Consider the following 19,712-nt stretch of genomic DNA (forward strand, 5'->3'; position numbering starts at 1 on the left):
CCTAAACGAAGGCTGATTTTCCCGTCACGGCGCGTGCCACAATCAGCGAGTTGATTTCGTAGCTGCCCTCGTAGGTGTAGAGAATCTCCGCGTCCCCGAAGAGCTTTCCCATCTCGAAGTCGCTGCTGATGCCGTTTCCGCCCAGCAGCGACCGCCCCAGCGCTACGGAGGCGCGGGCCAGCCGGGTGGTGGTGGCCTTCGCCATGGCCGCCTGGGCCATTTCCAGCCTGCCTTCTTCCTGGATCCGGGCCAGCTGCGCCATCAGCGCCAGCGAGGCCGACGCATTGCCCAGGATCTCGGCGAGCTGCTGCTGGATGAGCTGGAAGCGGGCCAGCTCCTTGCCGAACTGGCGGCGCTGCAGTGAGTAGGACCGGGCGACGTCAAAGGCCGCGAGCTGAATGCCGGCGGCCTGCCAGCCGACCCAGGCCCGGGAATCCCTCAGGAGCTCGTTGGCCTTGGTGAAATCCGTGGCCCCCGGGAGCAGGTTGGCTTCCGGAATACGCACGCCGTCCAGTTGGATGTCCGCGTTCTGCATGATCCGCAGCCCGATCTTGTTGCTGATCTTGGTGGCCGTGTATCCGGGGCGGTCCGTTTCAACGATGAAGCCCTTGATCTGCTGGTCGGCCGCGTCCCGGGCCCACACCAGCGCAAAGTCGGCGATGGTCCCGGCGCCTATCCACCGCTTGGCGCCGTCGATTACCCACTCGCCGTTCTCAAGCCGCGCCGTCGTGGCCAGTCCGCCTGCGATGTCCGAACCGTGCTCCGGCTCGGTCAGCGCGAAGGCTCCCAGCTGCGTGAACGCCCTCAGGCCCGGAAGCCAGCGCTGCTTCTGCTCCTCCGATCCCAGGGCGTCGATCATGCCCACGATCAGCTCGTTATGGATGCCCACCAGCGCTGACAGGGACACGTCGGCACGGGCCACCTCAACGTACATCAGGCCCTTGAACAGCGTGGAGGTCCCGTCCGTCTGCAGCCCGCCAAGCCCGTGCTTGCCCATTTCCGCGAGGAGGCCGAACGGGAACTCCTCCCGGTTCCAGTACTCGATGGACTGGGCCCGGACCCTGGACTGCAGGAAGTCCCGGATTTCGAGGTAGCGGGTCCGTTCGGCCGGCGGAAGCAGATCCACAACATACATGAGGTCCGCATCGGCAAACGGCAGCGGCACAGTAGCGGCGTCTTCAGTCGTGGCCATTGCGGGCTGTCCCTTGTCACGTCGTTGTGGCTGCACGGGCATACATCCCTTCGCTCTTCCAAACCCTTGGATGTCCTAGTATATATAGCACAGTGATGTGGATCACTAGGACGTGAACCCCCGGGTGAAAGGTGCCCCATGACAGTCACCGACGACTTCCGCGCCGCACGCGACCAGCTGCTCGCCTTGCGCCAGGACTACCGCCAGGCGAGGAGCAGCTTCGAATGGCCCCGGCCCCAGGAGTTTAATTTCGCACTCGATTGGTTCGACGCCATCGGGGCCGATCCTGCCACCGGCGGCAACCCAGCACTGGTGATCGTGGAACAGGACGGCTCGGCCACCCGCCGCGGCTTCGCCGACCTGTCCGCACGGTCCAGCCAGGTGGCCAACTGGCTCCGCAGCCAGGGCGTGAAGCGCGGCGACCGCATGATCATCATGCTCGGGAACCAGGTGGAACTGTGGGAACTCGTGCTGGCCGGGATCAAGCTTGGCATCGTGCTGATCCCCACCACCACGCTCATGGGACCGGCGGACCTGAAGGACCGGGTGGAGCGCGGGGAAGCGGGCTGGGCCGCCGTCGGCAGTTCAAACCTCGGGAAGTTTGCCGAGGTGCCCGGCAGCTACCGGCTGATCGAAATCGCCGACGCCGGCAGCAGTGCGGGCACCGCCCCCGCCAGCAGCGCTCTGCGGTACGCGGATTCTGCCGCCTCCCCCGCCGAGTTCCACCCGGACGCCCCCACCCTGGCGGACGATACCCTGCTCCTCTACTTCACCTCGGGCACCACTTCCAAGGCCAAGCTCGTGGAGCACACGCATACGTCGTACCCGGTGGGCCATCTGTCCACGATGTATTGGATCGGGTTGGAGCCGGGCGACGTGCACCTGAACGTGGCTTCCCCGGGCTGGGCGAAACATGCCTGGTCCAACCTGTTCGCCCCGTGGATTGCAGAGGCCTGCGTCTTCGTCTACAACTATGAGCGCTTCGACGCCAGGGCACTGATGGAGCAGATGGACCGCGAGAAGGTCACCAGCTTCTGCGCTCCGCCCACGGTGTGGCGGATGCTCATCCAGGCGGACCTCGGCCTCCTCAAAAACCCTCCCACCAAGGTTGTTTCCGCCGGGGAGCCGCTCAACGCCGAGGTCATCGGCCAAGTCCAGCGTGCCTGGGGCCAGACTATCCGCGACGGCTTCGGCCAGACCGAGACAACGGTGCAGGTGGCCAACACGCCCGGCCAGCCCGTGAAGATCGGCGCCATGGGCCAGCCCCTGCCCGGGTATGACGTGGTCCTCGTCGATCCGGCCACCGGGGAAGAGGCCGACGACGGCGAGCTGTGCCTGCGCCTGGATCCCCGCCCCGCCGGGCTGATGAAGTCGTACTACGGCGACCCGGAGAAGACGGCCGAAGCCTTCCGCGGCGGCTACTACCACACGGGCGACATGGCCAGCCGGGACGAGCACGGCGTCATTACCTACGTGGGCCGGGACGACGACGTCTTCAAGTCCTCCGACTACCGGCTGTCCCCGTTCGAGCTGGAGAGCGTGCTCATCGAGCACCCGGCCGTGGCGGAGGCCGCCGTCGTCCCCTCCCCCGATCCGCTCAAACTGTCCGTACCCAAGGCGTTCGTGGTGCTGGCGGCTGGCCACGAACCGGGGCCGGAGCTCGCCGAGGAAATCCTGCGCTATTGCCGCGACCACCTGGCGCCGTTCAAGCGCATCCGCCGGTTGGAGTTCGCCGAGCTGCCGAAGACCATCTCGGGCAAGATCCGCCGGGTCGAGCTGCGGCACAGTGAGGAGATCCGCCACGCGGACGGCGCCCGGCCCGGCCCGGCCGGCGCTGCCCGCGGCCTGGGCACGGAATACTCCGAGACGGATTTTCCGGGCCTGAAAAGCCAGGGCTGAGCCGTGGGCTCTCCACTGCCCCGTGACCCGATTGCCGCCGCGCAACGCAACTGGGAAATCCACGGCTGGGGTGACGTCGCCGCACCGATGGCCGCCATCACGGCAATCATGCGCACCCAGCAAATCCTGATGGCGCGGATTGAGGGGGCGCTGAAGCCGTTCGGGTTGACCTTCGCACGGTATGAACTGCTCGCGCTGCTCAGCTTCGCCAGGAGCGGCGCGCTGCCCATGAACAAGGCGAGCGCCCTGCTCCAGGTCCATCCCACCTCCGTGACCAACGCCGTCGACCGGCTCCAGACAGCGGGACTGGTGGTGCGGTCACCGCATCCCACCGACGGGCGCACCACCCTGATCGAACTCACGGCCGAGGGCCGAACGCTGGCAAAAAGGGCGACGGCGGTGCTCAACAGCGAGGTATTCAGCCAGTCAGGTTTCGGCGAACAGGATCTCCACCAGCTGATCCGGATCCTGCGCGACTTCCGCCACGGCGCCGGGGATTTTACCGACTGAGCGGGATTACGGAACGGCCGGCCCGGTCTTGCGGGCCGGCCGGATCCTGAGACTAACCGGACCCTGAGGCTGGCCGGCCGCCTGCGGCTAGCCGCTCGGCACGCCATCCTTGTCCGCCCGGCTCTGCGCATGGTCTTCCGACCGCCGCTGGAGCTCCTGGACGAACGCGTCCAGCAAGGCCGCCTGCTCCGGGCTGTTGGCCAGCCGGATGAGGTCGGCTGCCGTGCTGGCCACCTTGATGTTGGTGTGCTGGCTGTACTGGGCCAGCAGCTCGAAGGCCGCCTCGGAGCCAATCCGCAGGATCCCCATCAGAATGCCCTTGGCCTGCTCGATGGTGCTCCGCGTGCCAAGCGCGCCTTCAACCGCTTCCCGCGCCGCCCGTTCGGTTTCCCAGTGCAGCGTGCTGGTCAGGTCCACCATGAACCCTTCGACAGCAACGAGCCCCTCGTTCCCCATGAGCGCCTCGCCGGCAGTGAGCACACGGTGTTCCCGCAGGCGCGCATCAATGATGCGGTGGTAGCTGCAGAAGAATCCGCCCGCTTCGCAGGCTGCCATGAAGATGTCGTGGCAGCGCTCGCTGTCATCGGGGTGCTTGTGTGCATAAAGAAGCTCCACGGTGGGCACGATCTCGCCGCGGCGGTACCCGTGGAGCGCGTAAAGCTCGTCCGACCATTCAAGCCGGCCCGAAATGGCGTCGTAGTGGAACGTGCCGGCAACACAATCGGCTGGCCCGAGGGCACTCGAGTAGGCACGGACGGTTTTCGGAAGACTCATGGGACTCCCTACCCGGCCATCCCCTGGCACTGAACGGGCATGCGCTTGGGCAGCGGGTGCACGGCCGCGCGGGGGCGGGAGCCGGGGAGCCGCTCCGCCGGTGCCGCGGCCAGCTCCTTCACGTGTCCCATGCCCGCATATTCACGGACGGCGGCAATGCCCTCCACCGCGGCGGCTTTGCTGGGAAAAGGGCGGGACACGGCCATCACGGTGCCGTCCGGGGCGGTGAGCTGGAATCTGAATGAAGCGTCTGCGTCGGTGAAGAGTTCGAACATGCCAGCCATTAGCCCTCCTGGATCCGGGAACACGGCGTCCGGGACGCCGTCGTCGCCGGAAGCAGCTGAAGTTTTTTCTCGGTTCCGTACCCGCGGGTGAGCAGGGGCGGAAATTGAAGAATTTATGAAATTGTGAACTACTTCCCGCGCGTTGGCAAGGGTCCGACCGGCCTCCGGCGCGCCTCCGTCCCTGTGCGGGACAGGTTCGCCAACAAAAGTTGACCCCCTTCGTCTGAGACAGACCGTTCTGTCTCTATACTTAGATCTGTACGCCTTGGGGGCATCAGTTTGGCGGGACGAGCAATGCCTGGCAAGGAACACTGGAAGGAATCCACAATGGGTGACATGCCCGACGGCGTGATCCACACCGAGGTGAAGGCGGACCTGTTCAAGTCCATGGGCCACCCTGCGCGTATCCTGGTCCTGGAAATGCTTGCCAGCGGTCCGGTTACCGTGAGCAGCCTCCGGGACGGCACCGGCCTCGAAGCCTCGAACCTTTCACAGCACCTTGGCATCCTGCGGCGCCAGCGGCTGATCGTCCCGTCCCGCAAGGATGGCCGCCTCTTCTACGAGCTGACGTCCCCTGAGGTGCGAGAAGTCCTCGACGCCGCCCGCGGCCTGCTGGGCGCTATCCTCGACGGCGGCCTGCGCCAGAATGGCGGACCCAATGCCGCCCCAGCCACGGCACCGGCGCCGTCACTGACGTCCGCGGCACAGGCCGCAGGCTAGCCGGAGACTTTTGCGCCGGAGGCTTTTAGGCGGGGTCGGCGACGGCGGCCGGTGCGGAATGCCCGAAAAGCCAGGCCGCGACGTCGCTCCTCAGCACGACGTGCGGGCTGCCCGTTCCGCTGACACTTCCGGCCGGAACATAGTAGCCGCGGCCGCCGCCGGGACCGCCGGCGGCACGGTCCAGTGCCTCCACGCTCCTGCGGCTCAGATGCCCCTGCGGGCCGGTGGCGTGGATTTCTTCAAGCTCAGCGGCTGTGAGCCGTCCCAGTACAGCAGCGATATCGGCCACGATCGTTCCCCTTTGCGCGTTGCCTCGATTGACAGGCCTGCCTGCAATAACAGGGTGCCTGAAGTGCAACGCTAAGGCATGGCGATTAACAGCGGGTGAATTCTCGGCAGCAATTTACCCACGCCCCCATTGGAGTTTTTGTACAGATATCGCGGGCAAAAGTGCCTTTTGAGGCCAATATCTGTACAAAAACTCCACTGGCCAGGTAAGGAATTGCACCGGGTCAGTACAGGAAGATGTCGATCCACGTCCGGTTGTGCGCGTGGAGCAGCACCAGGAACAGCACGAAGTCGAAGAGCAGGTGCACGCTGACGATGTACGACAGGGACTTCGTTACGGTGAAGATGCGGGCCTGCAGCAGTGCGAAGGGGTAGATGAAAAACGGCGCCCACGACTTGAATCCCAGTTCCCACAGGAACGAGGTGAACAGCACCGCCTGCAGCAGGTTGGCCTGCCAGTCGGGCAGGTGGCGCCGCAGCAGCGCGAAGCAGGTGCAGATGAAGAACAGCTCATCCCAGATGCCCAGGGCGTTGGTGCCGATGAAGAGCCGCGCGATGCCCTCGGGGTCGTGCACAGCAGGCCAGTTCATGTAGACGCCGGTCCGGATCATGTACACGGGCAGCAGGGCATAGCCAATCACCACGACGGCGGGCAGGTACCACTTCTCTGCCCGTGTCCACTTCTGCCCGGTCAGGACCGGGAACACCACCGCGTGCTCTTTGGTGACGAACCGCGACACGGCGTAGGGAATCCCGACAGCCGCGATCATCGCCGAACCCATGACGAGCATGTGGGACGTGCTGACGTCGGTGGTGATAGGCACGGCACTGATGATGGCCACTCCGGCTGCAATCAGCGCGAGGTCGCGGCACAGCAGACGGTCCACCAGGGCCGCAACCGCGAGTGCTGCGGCGAGCAGGGCGTAGCCCGGCAGGGGCTGGTGCAGGACGAACAGGACGAAGCCGGCCGCCGAGACCATGGCTGCCGGGACGACGCGCAGGGAGGTCCCCTGGGCGGTTCGTTCCCCGGTTAGCGGAGTGCTCACCGGTGCCTGAACTCCGGCTGGCGCTTCTCCGTGAAAGCAGCCATGCCTTCCTTCTGGTCCTCCGAGGCGAAGAGCGAATGGAACAGCCGGCGTTCGAACAGCACGCCCTGCGCCAGCCCCGTCTCGAAGGCCGCGTTGACGGCTTCCTTTGCCAGCATGGCGGCCGGCTTCGACTTGGAAGCGATGACCTCCGCGGCCTTCAGAGCCTCCTCCACGGTGTCCGCGGCCGGCACCACCCGTGCCACCAGGCCCGAGCGTTCCGCCTCGGCCGCGTCGATGAACCGGCCCGTGAGGATCATGTCCATGGCCTTGGCCTTGCCCACCGCGCGGGTGAGCCGCTGGGACCCGCCCATGCCGGGAACCACTCCGAGGTTGATTTCCGGCTGGCCGAACTTGGCGTTGTCCCCGGCAATGATGAAGTCGCACATCATGGCCAGCTCGCAGCCGCCGCCCAGAGCGAAACCTGACACCGCGGCGATCAGGGGGATGCGCAGGCGGGTGAGGTCCTCCCACCCGCGGAACCAGTCGGCGTCGTACATCTCCAGGTAGCCCTTGTCCGCCATCTCCTTGATGTCGGCGCCCGCGGCGAAGGCTTTCCCCGAGCCGGTAATCACAACGGCTCCGACGCCGGGGTCGGTGTCCATGGCTGAAACCGCCGCCACGAGTTCCTCCAGGGTCGTCCTGTCCAGGGCGTTCAGCGCCTCGGGCCTGTTCAGGGTAACGAGGCCGACGCGCCCGCGGCGCTCCACCAGAATGTTCCCGTACTCGTGCGTCATCCATGCCCCTCACGTGGTTGCTACGTCCTGAAACTAAGCCTACTGTCCTGACTTGTCCCTGATGTCGGTGATGATGCCGGAAAAATCCCGGCCCGCCCCGCCTTCCGCGGCGAAGGCGTCATAAATTTCGGAGGCCAGCGGCCCCATCCGGGCAGCCACGCCGGTGGACCGGAGGGCGTTCAGCGCCAGCCGGAGGTCCTTGGCCATCAATGCCCCGGCGAATCCGGGCTGGTAGTCGCGGTTGGCCGGGCTGGTGGGCACCGGTCCCGGGACGGGGCAGTTGGTGGTGAGGGCCCAGCACTGTCCAGACGCCGCGGACGCGACGTCGAACAGGGCCTGGTGCGTCAGCCCGAGCTTCTCCCCGAGGACGAATGCCTCGCTGACCGCGATCATCGAGACGCCCAGAATGAGGTTGTTGCAGACCTTCGCTGCCTGGCCGGCGCCGTGCTCGCCGCACAGCACGGCGCGTTTGCCCATGACGTCGAACAGGGGCCGTACCGTTTCAAAGTCCTCCGGCAGGGCACCGACCATGAACGTCAGCGTGCCGGCCTCCGCCCCCACAACCCCGCCGGAAACCGGCGCGTCCACGGAGCGGTGCCCGGCGTCGAGGGCCAGCCTGGCGGCTTCGCGTGCCTCGTCGACGTTGATGGTGGAGCAGTCCAGGAACATGGTGTTCGGTGCCGCGGCGGCCAGCAGTCCCTGTTCCCCGCCGTTGCCCTGGTAGGCGTCCAGCACGTGCTGGCCGCTCGGGAACATCGTGAGCACCACGTCGGCTCCGGTTACGGTCTCCACCGCAGTCGCCGCGGTGGGGATGCCGTGCTCACGCGCAGCGTCCAGCGCGGCCGGCACCACGTCGAAGCCGATGACCTCGTAGCCTGCCTTGACCAGGTTGACCGCCATGGGACCGCCCATGTGGCCCAATCCCAGGAAGGCAACCCGCGGTTTGGCTGTATCAGGCCCGTTCACTTCATCAGGCATGGTCCGACTCCTTTTCCCACAGAACCAGTTCCCGGTCCCCCAGCGGCGCAAAGTACCGCTCGACGTCCTCTGTGCGCACCTCCTGCAGTGTGGCCGGCCGCCACTGCGGGTTGCGGTCCTTGTCCACGACCTGTGCCCGGATCCCCTCCCGGAAGTCAGGGCCGCCGAGGCAGTGCAGTCCCACCCGGTATTCCTCCGCGAGCACTTCGTCCAGGCTCAGTCCGCGTGACCTGCGCAGCGAGGCGAGGGTGACCTTGACGGCGGTGGGCGATTTCGCCTCGATCGTGTCTGCGGCGGCCGCGGCTTCCCCGCCCGCGGCCCGCAGCCGCCGGACGATCTCCTCGGCGTCGTCGGCGGAATAGCAGGCGTCGATCCAGTCCCGCTGTGCTTCCAGTTCCGAGGGGGGCGCCGTTTCGGCAAAGCGTGCGACGGCGGCTTCCGCGCTTTCGTGTTCCAGCGCCGCCGCGAGCTCCTCGAGCGTTCCGGACGGGACGAAGTGGTCGGCAAGCCCCAGGAACAGCGCGTCCGCCCCGCTGAGGTGGGCGCCCGTGAGGGCGGCATGGGTGCCCGTCTCCCCCGGTGAGCGTGAGAGCAGGAGGGTCCCGCCGACGTCGGGCACAAACCCGATGGTGGTCTCCGGCATCCCGCTCCGGGTGCGTTCGGTGACGATGCGCAGGGAGCCGTGCGCGGAGATGCCCACGCCGCCGCCCAGCACCAGCCCGTCCATGAACGCGACATACGGCTTGGGAAACCGCGCAATCAGCGAGTTCATGCGGTATTCGTCCGCCCAGAAGCGTGCCGTTTCGTCGCCGCCGGCGAGGATGTCCCGGTAGATGGCCACAATGTCCCCGCCCGCGCACAGGCCGCGGTCGCCGGCGCCCTGGACCAGCACGGTGGCCACGGTGTCGTCGTCGGCCCAGGCGGTGAGCTGCTCCAGGATGGCGGCGACCATGCCGGCCGTGAGCGCGTTGACTGCCCTGGGCCGGTTGAGAGTGACCACCCCCAGCCTGCCCCGCTGCTCGAAAAACACGTCCTGTTCGAACAATCCGTCTTCTTCAGGAAGCTCCCCTTGTGCAGAGGTCGCTGCCGGGTCTGCCGGCGTTCCGTTCGGGGCAGGTTCAGTCATCAGCTTCCTTCCGGCATGATGAAGCTGGCGCCCTGCCGGATGCCGGAGGGCCAGCGCGAGGTCACGGTCTTGGTCTTGGTGTAGAAGCGGAAGGCATCCGCGCCGTGCTGGTTGAGGTCCCCGAACCCGGATGCCTTCCAGCCGCCGAACGTGTAGTAGGCAATGGGCACCGGAATGGGGACGTTGATGCCCACCATGCCCACCTGCACCCTGCTGGCGAAGTCCCGCGCCGCGTCGCCGTCCCGGGTGAAGATGGCCACCCCGTTGCCGAACTCGTGCTCGCTGCAGAGCCGGAGGGCCTCGTCGTAGTCGGACGCGCGGAGGACGCTGAGCACCGGGCCGAAGATCTCCTCGCGGTAGATCTTCATGTCCTTGGTGACGTTGTCGAACAGGGTGGGGCCAATCCAGAAGCCGCCGTCATAGCCGTCCACGGTCAGGCCGCGGCCGTCCACCAGGAGCGAGGCCCCGTCCTCTTCGCCGGACCTGATGTAGCCCTCGATCCGCTCCTTGGCGGCCGGCGTCACCACCGGCCCGAAGTCCGAGTCCTTGGCCAGGCTGTGCCCCACCTTCAGGGACTTGATCCGCTCCTGCAGCCTCGCCACGAGGTTGTTCGCGGTTTCCTCCCCCACAGGGACAGCCACGGACACCGCCATGCAGCGTTCCCCGGCCGAGCCGTAGCCGGCGCCGATCAGGGCGTCGGCGGCCATGTCCAGGTCCGCGTCCGGCATGATCACCATGTGGTTCTTGGCGCCGCCGAAGCACTGGGCCCGCTTGCCGTGGGCCGCCGCCGTGGCGTAGATGTACTGGGCGATCGGGGTGGAACCCACGAAGCCGACCGCCTGGACACGCTCGTCCTCGAGCAGCGCATCCACGGCTTCCTTGTCGCCGTTGACCACATTGAAGACGCCGTCCGGGACCCCCGCCTCGGAGTAGAGCTCCGCGAGCCGCAGCGGCACGGACGGGTCGCGTTCGGACGGCTTGAGGATGAAGGCGTTGCCTGCCGCCAGCGCCGGTCCGGACTTCCACAGCGGGATCATGGCGGGGAAGTTGAACGGCGTGATGCCGGCGACCACGCCCAGTGGCTGGCGCATGGAGTGGACGTCGATGCCTGCGCCGGCGTCATCGGAGAACTCGCCCTTGAGCAGGTGCGGGGCGCCGGCGGCGAACTCCACCACCTCGATGCCGCGCTGGATGTCGCCCCTGGCGTCCGCGAGGGTCTTCCCGTGTTCGGAGGACAGGAGGGCGGCGAGCTCATCCATGTTCTGGTTCACGAGGTCCACGAACCTGAGCAGGATGCGGCCGCGCCGCTGGGCGTTCATGGCACCCCACTCCGGCTGGGCTTTTTCGGCGTTGGCGACAGCGTTCCGGACCTCTTCCGCGCCGGCCAGCGGCACCTTGGCCTGGACCTCTCCGGTGCAGGGATCATAGACGTCGCTGTACCGGCCGGACGTGCCATCGACCCGCCGGCCGCCAATGTAGTGGGAAAGTTCGCGAACCATGGATGCTCCTTTGCATGACCCCGGTCATCTCTGGTGCTGAATCTACTCGGACTTCCTACTAAATTCCAGAGTCCCGGGGCGAGTGTGGGCGGCCGTGGCGGGCGTTTGCCGGGAGTCCCATCGGCGTCCAAGTTCGGTAAGTTAGGACTGTGAAGATAGCTACCTGGAATGTGAACTCGCTGCGTGCCCGTGCCGACCGTGTGGAGGCGTGGCTGCAGCGCTCCGACTGTGATGTCCTGGCCATTCAGGAAACCAAGTGCAAGGACGACAACTTTCCGTGGGAGCTCTTCGAGCGCATGGGCTACGAGGTGGCGCACTACGGCGTCAACCAGTGGAACGGGGTGGCCATCGCCTCCCGGGTGGGCCTGGACGACGTCGAACGCGGCTTCACGGACCAGCCGCATTTCGGCAAGGCGGGCAAGGATCCCGTCCAGGAAGCCCGCGCCATGGCCGCCACCTGCGGCGGCGTCCGCGTCTGGAGCCTCTACGTTCCCAACGGCCGCTCCCTCGACGACGAGCACATGCCCTACAAGCTCAAGTGGCTTGATGCCCTGAAGAACCACGCGGCCGGCTGGATTTCGGAGGACCCGTCCGCCCAGGTGGCGCTGATGGGCGACTGGAACATCGCCCCCACGGACGACGACGTCTGGGACATCGACCTCTTCCTCACCCAGGGCTACACTCACGTCAGCGAGCCCGAACGTGCCGCGTTCCACGCCTTCGAGTCCGCCGGGTACTCCGACGTCGTCCGCCCCCACACCCCGGGTCCGGGCGTCTACACGTACTGGGACTACACCCAGCTGCGGTTTCCCAAGAAGGAGGGCATGCGGATCGACTTCGTGCTCGCCTCGCCCGCGCTCGCCTCGCGGGTTTCCGGAGCATCAATCGACCGCGAGGAACGCAAAGGCAAGGGCGCTTCCGACCACGCACCGGTGATTGTGGAACTGACCGACTGATAGGGGCTGACGGCTGATGACAGGCAGGCATTCATGACGGGCAACCTCTACCGCGGCCAGGCCGGGTTGCCGTTTTCCTCCACGCTGCGCGTCTATGAGCCACTGGACGCGTTTCCTGAGGACCAGCGCGCCGCCATCAAGTCGGCCGGCGAGCGCGCGGTGTCCCGCGCCGCCGTCGAGAACGCGGAGCTGCAGGCTTCGCTGGGCCGGATCACCCGGCCCGGCGGCGATCCGTTCCCCACGGGCCGGACCGATCTGGTGCGGGTCACCCGCGCCCCCGGGGTCCCCGTGGAGGGTGCCGCCAAGGAAGGCGATGAGGAAGCGGCCGACGGCGTGGCGCTGCTTTACTGCCCCAGCCAGCTGGTGCTTCGGGCCGGGCTGGCGGCCAACGCCCTGATCGAAGGCATCCACGGGCCCCTGGCCGAGCTGCTGATCCCCGAGGAGCAGCGGGACAGGCACCAGGAACGCATCGACCAGGTCAACGCGCGCGACGGGATCACCCGGGTGCACACCCGCGCCTCCACCTGGGGCATCCCGTTCAGCTGGTTTTCGCTGTTCCTCGAATCAGACCCACAGGACGTCGTCGAGGCAGGCGGCAAGATCCTCACCGTGCGCGTGTGGGCACCGATCTCCGACGCCCTCGACCGGGTGCGCTACGCCGTCGCGAACCTGGCTCTCGCCGCTCCGGACCTGGACATGCTGGACGACCTCACGCAGCTCACCGAATGGCTGGAGCTCTTCCATGCCGACTCCATGGTGGAGCTGGACTACGGCGCGGTGGCGGACAAGGTCTACCCGGACGACTCCCCCATGGACGTGCGGCTGGGCATCGAGTGCCTCGCCGAAGGGGACATGACGGGCGCTGCCGCCGCCTACCGCCGGCTCGCTTCGCGCTGGATCCCCATCCGCCAGCTGGCCCGCGCATCCTAAGCCCCGACGGTCAGGAAGAGCGGGGCGGCGCCGTCGTGCGCCTGACGATCAGGCGGTGGGGCGCGACGGAGGACCGCACCGAATCGGGGATACCCAGGAGTTCGTCCAGCAGCATCTTGGTGCCAAGCTCGGCCTGCTCGTCCGGCCGCTGCCCCACGGTGGTGAGGCCGATGGCGTCGGAAAAGTCGTGGTCGTCGATGCCGATCACGGACAGGTCCTCGGGAACCCGGACACCGACGCGGTTCGCTTCGAAGATGACGCCCATGGCCATTTCGTCGGACGCGCAGAAGATGGCTGTCGGCTTGGCGCCGGGCTGGGCCCAGAGCCGGCGGAATGCCTCCTGGCCGCTGCGGACGGTGAAGTCACCCCACTCGTCCCACTCGGGCCGGACTTCCAGGCCCGCAGCCGTCATCACGTCCTGAAAGGCAAGGATACGGACCCGGGGAACGTCGAAGTTGAGGTCCGTTTCGTCGTCGCCGTGCAGCAGTGCGATGTCCCGGTGGCCGAGTTCGATCAGGTGCTTGACGGCGGTGGAGGCCGCCGCGTAGTCGTCTATGCCTATGTAGGCACATTCCTCCACGTGGCCGCCCACCACCACCAGCGGAATGTCGATCTTCTGCAGGTGCTCGAGCTCGTCGCGGGTCAATGCCATACACAGGACCAGGAGGGCGTCGATCTGCTTGTAGACCATGGTCTTGCTGAAGAGCCGCTCGCGGTGGCTGCCGTGGCCGCCGAGGTTGAAGAGGGAAAGGTTGTACTGCCGGGCGTGCAGTTCACGGTCCGCGCCCTCGATGGCTTTCGAGAAGAACCACCGGCTCACAAACGGGGCCAGCACGCCGATGGTCTTGGTGCGGCCGGTGGCCAGGCCCGACGCCGAGGACGAGGCGACGTAGCCCAGCGCGGTGGCCACCTCGAGGATCCTTTCCCGGGTTGCCGGCGACACGCGCGGCAGGCCGCGCACGGCGCGGGACACGGTTGCCGTGGAAACACCTGCGGCCGCGGCCACGTCCTCGATGCTGACTCCTGAGTGGCCACCGCGCTGTGCCCTTTCAGTAGTGCGCGCCACGATGTCCTCTCTATGTCCTCATGCGGATTTCCGCCATATTCCCCCGGCGGCAAGAATCCATTTTAGTCCGGCCGGAGTCACTTGCGGCGGGTGGCCGTGCGGGCGGGGAGGCGCCGGCGGAGCCTGACCATTCCGTACAGCGCAAGCAGTGTGACCAGCAGCCCCAGCGCCCAGCCTAGGGCGGGCTGCGCCGTCACCTCCATCCAGACGGTGACGACGAGCAGCACCACGGCCCAGAAGCCGAGGAATCCGATGATGATGTCGAAGTCCTCACCCGACCGGACGCGCTTGGGTGCGGCCCGTACCGGCTCCCGGTGCTGTGGTGCTGCTCCGTGTGTCACTTGACGGCGCCCGCCGTCAGGCCAGCCACAATCTTGCGCTGGAACACCAGCACCAGGATGACCAGCGGAATGGTGACGATGGTGCCGGCAGCCATGATCGCCGTGTACGGAATCTGCTGCGGCTGCGCTCCGGCGAAGTTGGCGATGGCCACCGTCACCGGCTGGGTCGCATCGCTGGAGAGCTGGCTGGCGATAAGGAATTCATTCCAGGAGGAGATGAACGCCAGGATCGCCGTGGTGAAAATAGCCGGCGCGGCAAGGGGCATGATGACCTTGCGGAACGCCTGTCCCTGCGTGCAGCCGTCCACGCGGGCAGATTCCTCCAGTTCCCAGGGCATTTCACGGAAGAAGGACGTCATCGTGTAGACGGTCAGCGGCAGGACGAACGAGATGTTCGGGATGATCAGCGCCTGGTAGGTTCCCATCCAGCCGATGTTGGTGAACAGCTGGAACAGCGGGGTGATCAGGGCAACGCCGGGGAACATGGAGGCGCCAAGGATGAAGCCGAGGACCATGTACTTGAACCGGAAGTTCAGCCGGGCGAGGGCATAGGCCGCGAAAACACCGATCAGCAGCGAGATGGCGGTGACCACCACGCCGATGAAGATGCTGTTCAGCAGGGCCTGGCCGAAGCGGTTGCCGAACGAGGTGTCGAAGGCCGTGATGAAGTTGTCCAGTGTCACGTGGCTGGGCAGGATCGAGGTGTCGTACGTGAAGCCGACTTCACGGAACGCCACCACGACCATCCAGTACGCAGGTGCCAGGCACCAGATCAGGATTACCGCGGCGCTGATATAGGTGCGGGCATGCGCCAGCTTCTCCTTGTTCTGGGCCTTGCGGCGGCCCCTGTCCTGGGCCTCACGAAGGCTTGTGGCGGAGGATGTCGCGGCGGTCATTTCTTCCCCTTACCGGTGGCGCCGCTCTGCTCAACAACATTTGCGCCGAGGAAACGGACAAAGATGAAAGCGACAATGAAGATGATGATGAAGGTGATGGTGGACAGCGCCGCCGCCGAGTTGAACCCTTGCCTGATCTGGTTGATGACCAGGATGGACAACGTGGTGGTGTTGTTCGCGCCGCCCGTCAGGATGTACGGCAGGTCGAACATGCGCAGGGCATCCAGGGTTCGGAAGAGGATGGCCACCATCAGGGCGGGCTTGACCAGCGGCAGGGTGATCATCCGGAACCGCTGCCACGCCGATGCTCCGTCCACCTTGGCAGCCTCGTAAACCTCGGCCGGGATCATCTGGAGTCCGGCGAGGATCAGCAGCGCCATGAACGGGGTGGTCTTCCAGGTGTCGGCGATGATGACTGCCCACTTGGCCGGCCACTCGCTTCCGGTCCAGAGGATGCTCGTGTTGAAGATCTTGTTGGCGATGCCCTGGAAGTCAAAGATGAACAGCCACAGCTGTGCGGTCACCGCGGTGGGAATGGCCCACGGCACCAGCACCGCAGCACGGACCAGGCTGCGGCCCTTGAACGTCCGGGCCATGATCATCGCCATCCAGAAGCCGAGCACGGTTTCCAGGGTGACGGTGATGATGGTGAAGATGAACGTGGTGCCGGTGGCGGTCCAGAACTGCGCGCCGAGGGTGCCGGGCGGGCATGCAATGGTGCCGCCGGCGGGGGCGGCACACTGCTGGCCGAGCCAGTTCACGTAGTTCTGGATGCCCGCGGGTCCGCCGGCCGTGAAGAGGCCTGTGGCAGGGTCCAGGCCGGCGTCCTTCTGGAAGGACATCACGATGGCGCTGATGATCGGGTAAACGATGACGACGGCGAGGGCGATGATGGTCGGGGCAAGGAGCCATGCGGCCCACTTTCCCTGGCTCAGGATCTTGTTGTCCTCGCCGACGCCCTTGGGACCGTGGTGGATCGGGGTGCCGCCCGACGCCGGTGCCTTGACCGGCGTCGAGCCTACTTCGGTAGCCATGGCTGAACTACGATCCTGCACCGGCGGTCTCGATGGACTTCTGCATATCAGACAGCGCCTGATCCACAGACTTGTCGCCCTTCAGGGCAGCATACGAGTTCTCCTGGATCGCCTGGGTGACGGCCGGGTAGAACGGGGTTACCGGCCGCGGCACGGCGTTTTCGATGGAGGTCTTCAGAACCGGCAGGTACGGAAGCTTCTTCACCAGTGCGGCGTCGTCATACAGGCTCGTGAGGACCGGAGCGAGCGAACCCTGGGTGGCGTAGAAGCGCTGGGTCTCCTCGGAGGTGATGAACTTCAGGAAGTCCAGGGCCGTTGCCTTGTTCTCGGAATAGACGCTCACGCCGACGTTGTGCCCGCCGAGGGAGGAAGCACCGGGCCCGTCCTTGCCGGGAAGTGCAGCCATGCCCAGCTTGTCCTTGACCTTCGACGAACCTTCCGTGACGGCCAGGTTGTAGACGTACGGCCAGTTGCGGTGGAACAGCAGGTTACCGGACTGGAAGGCGCGGCGGCTCTCCTCTTCCTGGTAAGTGATCGCTTCCTTCGGGATGCTGCCATCCTTGAAAGCGTCAACGAGGTTGGACAGGCCTTCCTTGGCCTCAGGCGTGTTCAGGCTCGGCTTTCCGTCCTTGTCCAGCACGGACCCGCCCGCGGAGTTGATGGCCTCGGAGGCATTGACCGTGAGGCCCTCATACTGCTTGAACTGGCCGGAGTAGCAGCCGATGTTGTTCTTCTTGGCGATGTCGCACATCTGCATCATCTCGTCCCAGGTCTTGGGCGGAGTGGGAACGAGGTCCTTGCGGTAGTAGAGGATGCCGCCGTCGGAGTTCTGGGGTGCTGCGTACAGGGTGTCCTTGTAGGAAGCGCCGGCCACCGTGGACGGCAGCATGGCTGAAGTATCGATTGCCATCTTGTCCTTGAGCGGCTGGAGCCAGCCCTTCGCCGCGAACTCGGCGGTCCACACGAGGTCAACGGACATGACATCGTAGCCGGCGTCCTTGGCCTGGAAGTGCTGCACGAGGTCATCGTGCTGCTGGTCTGCCTGGTCCGTCTGCTCCTTGAAGGTCACCTTCTCGTTCGGGTGCGCGGCGTTCCACTTTTCCACCAGCGGACGGACGACGTTGCTGTTGTCCTTGCCCTGGACGTAGGTGATGGGACCGCGGCCATCCAGGTTGTTGGCAGCATCGCCGCCGCCGGCACCGCCGCCCGTGGTGCCGCCCCCGCCGCCGCCACAGGCGGACAGTGTCAGGGCAAGCACGCCGGCGGTGGCGACCGGAAGTAAGAACTTTGGCGTTTTCATGGGCTGGAGACTCCTCGCTGAGTGACATGGAAATCAATCGTGCGGTTGATGTGGTGACTGTCACACTAGTAACGTTGCCCGAAGATATGCAAGCGTTTACACAGAATTGTTACCGGAGAGGCAACCATGACCCATCGCCCGATCAGCACACCGGCTTCCGAGACAGCAACGTGGTGGGCCAACGCCGTTGTCTATCAGATCTATCCGCGCTCCTTCTCTGACGGGAACGGTGACGGCATGGGTGACCTGCCCGGCATCACCGCACGCCTGCCCTACCTGCAGCAGCTCGGGGTCGATGCGGTCTGGCTTTCGCCGTTCTACAAATCCCCGCAGGCCGACGGCGGGTATGACGTCGCCGATTACCGGCAGGTGGATCCGGCCTTCGGCACGCTCGCGGATTTCGACGCCATGCTGGACGAAGCCCACAGCCGCGGCCTGAAGGTGATCGTCGACCTGGTGCCCAACCACACCTCCGATGAACATGTGTGGTTCCGGGAAGCCCTTGCGGCGGAACCCGGCTCGGCCGCCAGGGAGCGCTACATCTTCCGGCCGGGGAAGGACGAGGTTGCCGGCTCCGGCGACGGAAACATCGCCCCCAACAACTGGAAGTCCATCTTTGGCGGGCCGGCCTGGACGCGGACCACGAATGCCGACGGCACGCCCGGGGACTGGTACCTGCACCTGTTCGACACGAAGCAGCCGGACCTCAACTGGGAAAACCCGGAGGTCTGGGAGGAGATGCGTTCCGTGCTCCGCTTCTGGCTGGACCGGGGTGTGGACGGCTTCCGGGTGGACGTGGCCCACGGCATGGTGAAGGAAGCCGGCCTTCCGGACTGGGAGGGCGTTGCGGCCATGGTGGAAGGTTCCGCTGAAGCAGCCCATTTGACGGATCCTCCGGGCGCGCACGGAGAGGCCGTTGAACCGCATACGGCGCACGTGTCCCCGGCCCCTGACTCCGGTGGCGCCGGGCACGAGCCCGTATCGCCGCTGTATCCGCCGTCGCCCTTCTTCGACCAGGACGGCGTCCACGACATCTACCGGGACTGGAACCGGGTCCTGGCCGGGTACGACGGCGACCGCATGCTGGTTGCGGAGGCCTGGGTTGAACCGGCTGAGCGGCTGGCGCGGTACATCCGTCCGGACGAGATGCAGCAGGCCTTCAACTTCGACTTCCTCCTGGCCGGCTGGGACGCGCAGCGGATGGCCGTGGCCATCGAGGATTCCCTTAAGGCGGCCGCATCCGTCGGTGCGCCGTCCACCTGGGTATTGAGCAACCACGACACGGTGCGCCATCCGACCCGCTTCGGATTGCAGGACCCCACCACCTTCCCGAAGGGCATTGCCGCGAAGGACGAGCAGCCGGATGCCGCACTCGGACTGGCCCGTGCAAGGGCGGCCACGCTGGTGTCCCTCGCCCTCCCCGGCTCCGCCTACATCTACCAGGGCGAAGAGCTTGGCCTGCCTGAGCACACCTCGTTGCCGGCAGAGGCCCGCCAGGACCCGTCATTCTTCCGGACCAACGGCATCGAGCGGGGCCGCGACGGCTGCCGCGTGCCGCTGCCGTGGAAATCCGCGGCCCCCGGCTACGGCTTCGCAGCGTCCTCCGCGGTGCCGGCCCCGGCCGCCCCATGGCTGCCCCAGCCCGAGGTGTTCGGGGATCTCGCTGCGGACCGGCAGGAAGGGGTCAAGGGCTCGACGCTGGAGCTGTACCGCTCCGCGCTCACGGCGCGGCGGAGCCACGGACTGGGATCCGGAACATTCTGCTGGGCGGACAACCACGACCCCGAACGGGGCGTACTGGCCTTTCACAACCGCGATGTCCTGGTGGTCGCCAACACGGGCGCGGAGCCGACGCCGGTCCCCGACGGTTACCGGGTGGCGCTGTCAAGCGCTGAAGAACGGCCTGCCGGGGAACCTGGTGGCGGCGAGGCAGTGGTTGCCCCCAACAGCACGGCGTACCTGGTGGCCGGCTAACGCAGCCCGGCCAATGCACCCGGCTAGCTGTATTGACCACGGACGTTAGTGACGCTCGGCGTGGTTCGGTGACATGAAGAAGACCTCCGGGTGGAGTGGGGCTTGTCTAGAGTCCAATTCCAC

General features: G+C 66.4%; 20 protein-coding genes. 6 read left to right on the forward strand and 14 right to left on the reverse strand.

Features of this window, described 5'->3' with window-relative positions; translation table 11 throughout:
• Position 1: 1 nt before the first annotated feature.
• Positions 2-1,192: an acyl-CoA dehydrogenase family protein gene (locus ACFTR6_RS20665; protein ID WP_377959297.1), complete on the reverse strand. Its 1,191-nt coding sequence runs from the start codon at positions 1,190-1,192 to the stop codon at positions 2-4.
• Between the two features lie 138 nt (positions 1,193-1,330).
• On the opposite strand from ACFTR6_RS20665, the gene ACFTR6_RS20670 reads away from it, so the two are divergent.
• On the forward strand, positions 1,331-3,091 hold the full coding sequence (locus ACFTR6_RS20670) for an AMP-binding protein (protein WP_377959298.1): 1,761 nt from the start codon (positions 1,331-1,333) through the stop codon (positions 3,089-3,091).
• 3 nt (positions 3,092-3,094) lie between these two features.
• A complete protein-coding gene (locus ACFTR6_RS20675; protein WP_076799006.1) occupies positions 3,095-3,601 on the forward strand; it encodes a MarR family winged helix-turn-helix transcriptional regulator in 507 nt (168 codons plus the stop codon).
• Positions 3,602-3,688: 87 nt separating this feature from the next.
• On the opposite strand, the gene ACFTR6_RS20680 is transcribed toward ACFTR6_RS20675, so the two are convergent.
• On the reverse strand, positions 3,689-4,375 hold the full coding sequence (locus tag ACFTR6_RS20680; protein ID WP_377959299.1) for a PAS and ANTAR domain-containing protein: 687 nt from the start codon (positions 4,373-4,375) through the stop codon (positions 3,689-3,691).
• Between the two features lie 8 nt (positions 4,376-4,383).
• Complete coding sequence (locus ACFTR6_RS20685) at positions 4,384-4,659, reverse strand: DUF1508 domain-containing protein (RefSeq protein WP_076799008.1); 276 nt, start codon at positions 4,657-4,659, stop codon at positions 4,384-4,386.
• A 327-nt stretch (positions 4,660-4,986) separates the two neighbouring features.
• Here ACFTR6_RS20685 and ACFTR6_RS20690 point away from each other — a divergent pair, with 327 nt between their 5' ends.
• Positions 4,987-5,379, forward strand: a complete 393-nt coding sequence (locus ACFTR6_RS20690; RefSeq protein ID WP_377959300.1) for an ArsR/SmtB family transcription factor — start codon at positions 4,987-4,989, stop codon at positions 5,377-5,379.
• Between the two features lie 25 nt (positions 5,380-5,404).
• Here the strand turns inward: ACFTR6_RS20690 and ACFTR6_RS20695 are convergent, their stop codons facing one another.
• From ACFTR6_RS20695 to ACFTR6_RS20720, 6 genes are all read right to left on the reverse strand, one after another.
• Positions 5,405-5,668, reverse strand: coding sequence for a hypothetical protein (locus ACFTR6_RS20695; RefSeq protein ID WP_087871798.1), 264 nt, complete (start codon positions 5,666-5,668; stop codon positions 5,405-5,407).
• Positions 5,669-5,891: 223 nt separating this feature from the next.
• A complete protein-coding gene (locus ACFTR6_RS20700) occupies positions 5,892-6,713 on the reverse strand; it encodes a type II CAAX prenyl endopeptidase Rce1 family protein (protein ID WP_076799010.1) in 822 nt (273 codons plus the stop codon).
• Complete coding sequence (locus ACFTR6_RS20705; protein ID WP_076799011.1) at positions 6,710-7,489, reverse strand: enoyl-CoA hydratase; 780 nt, start codon at positions 7,487-7,489, stop codon at positions 6,710-6,712. The genes ACFTR6_RS20700 and ACFTR6_RS20705 overlap by 4 nt, the downstream gene beginning before the upstream one ends.
• Positions 7,490-7,528: 39 nt before the next feature.
• Positions 7,529-8,467 carry a 3-hydroxyisobutyrate dehydrogenase gene (gene mmsB, locus ACFTR6_RS20710; protein WP_076799012.1) on the reverse strand — a complete coding sequence of 313 codons (939 nt, stop codon included), beginning with the start codon at positions 8,465-8,467 and terminating at the stop codon, positions 7,529-7,531.
• Positions 8,460-9,593: an enoyl-CoA hydratase/isomerase family protein gene (locus ACFTR6_RS20715; protein WP_377959301.1), complete on the reverse strand. Its 1,134-nt coding sequence runs from the start codon at positions 9,591-9,593 to the stop codon at positions 8,460-8,462. The genes mmsB and ACFTR6_RS20715 overlap by 8 nt, the downstream gene beginning before the upstream one ends.
• Complete coding sequence (locus ACFTR6_RS20720) at positions 9,593-11,092, reverse strand: CoA-acylating methylmalonate-semialdehyde dehydrogenase (protein WP_377959302.1); 1,500 nt, start codon at positions 11,090-11,092, stop codon at positions 9,593-9,595. Before ACFTR6_RS20720 ends, ACFTR6_RS20715 begins: the two co-directional genes overlap by 1 nt.
• A 149-nt stretch (positions 11,093-11,241) precedes the next feature.
• Between ACFTR6_RS20720 and ACFTR6_RS20725 the strand changes: the two genes are divergently transcribed.
• Positions 11,242-12,048 carry an exodeoxyribonuclease III gene (locus ACFTR6_RS20725; RefSeq protein WP_076799014.1) on the forward strand — a complete coding sequence of 269 codons (807 nt, stop codon included), beginning with the start codon at positions 11,242-11,244 and terminating at the stop codon, positions 12,046-12,048.
• 33 nt (positions 12,049-12,081) lie between these two features.
• Positions 12,082-12,978: a hypothetical protein gene (locus ACFTR6_RS20730; protein ID WP_087871796.1), complete on the forward strand. Its 897-nt coding sequence runs from the start codon at positions 12,082-12,084 to the stop codon at positions 12,976-12,978.
• Between the two features lie 10 nt (positions 12,979-12,988).
• Here ACFTR6_RS20730 and ACFTR6_RS20735 read toward each other — a convergent pair whose 3' ends face one another.
• From ACFTR6_RS20735 to ACFTR6_RS20755, 5 genes are all read right to left on the reverse strand, one after another.
• On the reverse strand, positions 12,989-14,044 hold the full coding sequence (locus ACFTR6_RS20735) for a LacI family DNA-binding transcriptional regulator (RefSeq protein ID WP_076799016.1): 1,056 nt from the start codon (positions 14,042-14,044) through the stop codon (positions 12,989-12,991).
• A 77-nt stretch (positions 14,045-14,121) separates the two neighbouring features.
• Entirely contained in the window at positions 14,122-14,385 is a 264-nt protein-coding gene (locus ACFTR6_RS20740) for a hypothetical protein (protein ID WP_377959303.1), read from the reverse strand.
• Complete coding sequence (locus tag ACFTR6_RS20745; RefSeq protein ID WP_076799018.1) at positions 14,382-15,281, reverse strand: carbohydrate ABC transporter permease; 900 nt, start codon at positions 15,279-15,281, stop codon at positions 14,382-14,384. Before ACFTR6_RS20745 ends, ACFTR6_RS20740 begins: the two co-directional genes overlap by 4 nt.
• Positions 15,278-16,315 carry a carbohydrate ABC transporter permease gene (locus ACFTR6_RS20750; protein ID WP_076799019.1) on the reverse strand — a complete coding sequence of 346 codons (1,038 nt, stop codon included), beginning with the start codon at positions 16,313-16,315 and terminating at the stop codon, positions 15,278-15,280. The genes ACFTR6_RS20745 and ACFTR6_RS20750 overlap by 4 nt, the downstream gene beginning before the upstream one ends.
• Positions 16,316-16,322: 7 nt before the next feature.
• Entirely contained in the window at positions 16,323-17,615 is a 1,293-nt protein-coding gene (locus ACFTR6_RS20755) for an ABC transporter substrate-binding protein (protein WP_076799020.1), read from the reverse strand.
• Between the two features lie 126 nt (positions 17,616-17,741).
• On the opposite strand from ACFTR6_RS20755, the gene ACFTR6_RS20760 reads away from it, so the two are divergent.
• Entirely contained in the window at positions 17,742-19,589 is a 1,848-nt protein-coding gene (locus ACFTR6_RS20760; RefSeq protein ID WP_377959304.1) for an alpha-amylase family glycosyl hydrolase, read from the forward strand.
• The last annotated feature ends 123 nt before the right edge of the window (positions 19,590-19,712 follow it).

This window comes from Arthrobacter sp. NPDC057009 (assembly GCF_042673905.1).
Lineage (GTDB): Bacteria > Actinomycetota > Actinomycetes > Actinomycetales > Micrococcaceae > Arthrobacter.

Bases quoted from the DNA above. Each gene is read 5' to 3' on its own strand.
- ACFTR6_RS20665 (WP_377959297.1), bottom strand. From the start codon at position 1,192: ATGGCCACGACTGAAGACGCCGCTACTGTGCCGCTGCCGTTTGCCGAT.
- ACFTR6_RS20670 (WP_377959298.1), top strand. From the start codon at position 1,331: ATGACAGTCACCGACGACTTCCGCGCCGCACGCGACCAGCTGCTCGCC.
- ACFTR6_RS20680 (WP_377959299.1), bottom strand. From the start codon at position 4,375: ATGAGTCTTCCGAAAACCGTCCGTGCCTACTCGAGTGCCCTCGGGCCA.
- ACFTR6_RS20685 (WP_076799008.1), bottom strand. From the start codon at position 4,659: ATGGCTGGCATGTTCGAACTCTTCACCGACGCAGACGCTTCATTCAGA.
- ACFTR6_RS20690 (WP_377959300.1), top strand. From the start codon at position 4,987: ATGGGTGACATGCCCGACGGCGTGATCCACACCGAGGTGAAGGCGGAC.
- ACFTR6_RS20705 (WP_076799011.1), bottom strand. From the start codon at position 7,489: ATGACGCACGAGTACGGGAACATTCTGGTGGAGCGCCGCGGGCGCGTC.
- mmsB (WP_076799012.1), bottom strand. From the start codon at position 8,467: ATGCCTGATGAAGTGAACGGGCCTGATACAGCCAAACCGCGGGTTGCC.
- ACFTR6_RS20715 (WP_377959301.1), bottom strand. From the start codon at position 9,593: ATGACTGAACCTGCCCCGAACGGAACGCCGGCAGACCCGGCAGCGACC.
- ACFTR6_RS20720 (WP_377959302.1), bottom strand. From the start codon at position 11,092: ATGGTTCGCGAACTTTCCCACTACATTGGCGGCCGGCGGGTCGATGGC.
- ACFTR6_RS20730 (WP_087871796.1), top strand. From the start codon at position 12,082: ATGACGGGCAACCTCTACCGCGGCCAGGCCGGGTTGCCGTTTTCCTCC.
- ACFTR6_RS20745 (WP_076799018.1), bottom strand. From the start codon at position 15,281: ATGACCGCCGCGACATCCTCCGCCACAAGCCTTCGTGAGGCCCAGGAC.
- ACFTR6_RS20750 (WP_076799019.1), bottom strand. From the start codon at position 16,315: ATGGCTACCGAAGTAGGCTCGACGCCGGTCAAGGCACCGGCGTCGGGC.
- ACFTR6_RS20755 (WP_076799020.1), bottom strand. From the start codon at position 17,615: ATGAAAACGCCAAAGTTCTTACTTCCGGTCGCCACCGCCGGCGTGCTT.
- ACFTR6_RS20760 (WP_377959304.1), top strand. From the start codon at position 17,742: ATGACCCATCGCCCGATCAGCACACCGGCTTCCGAGACAGCAACGTGG.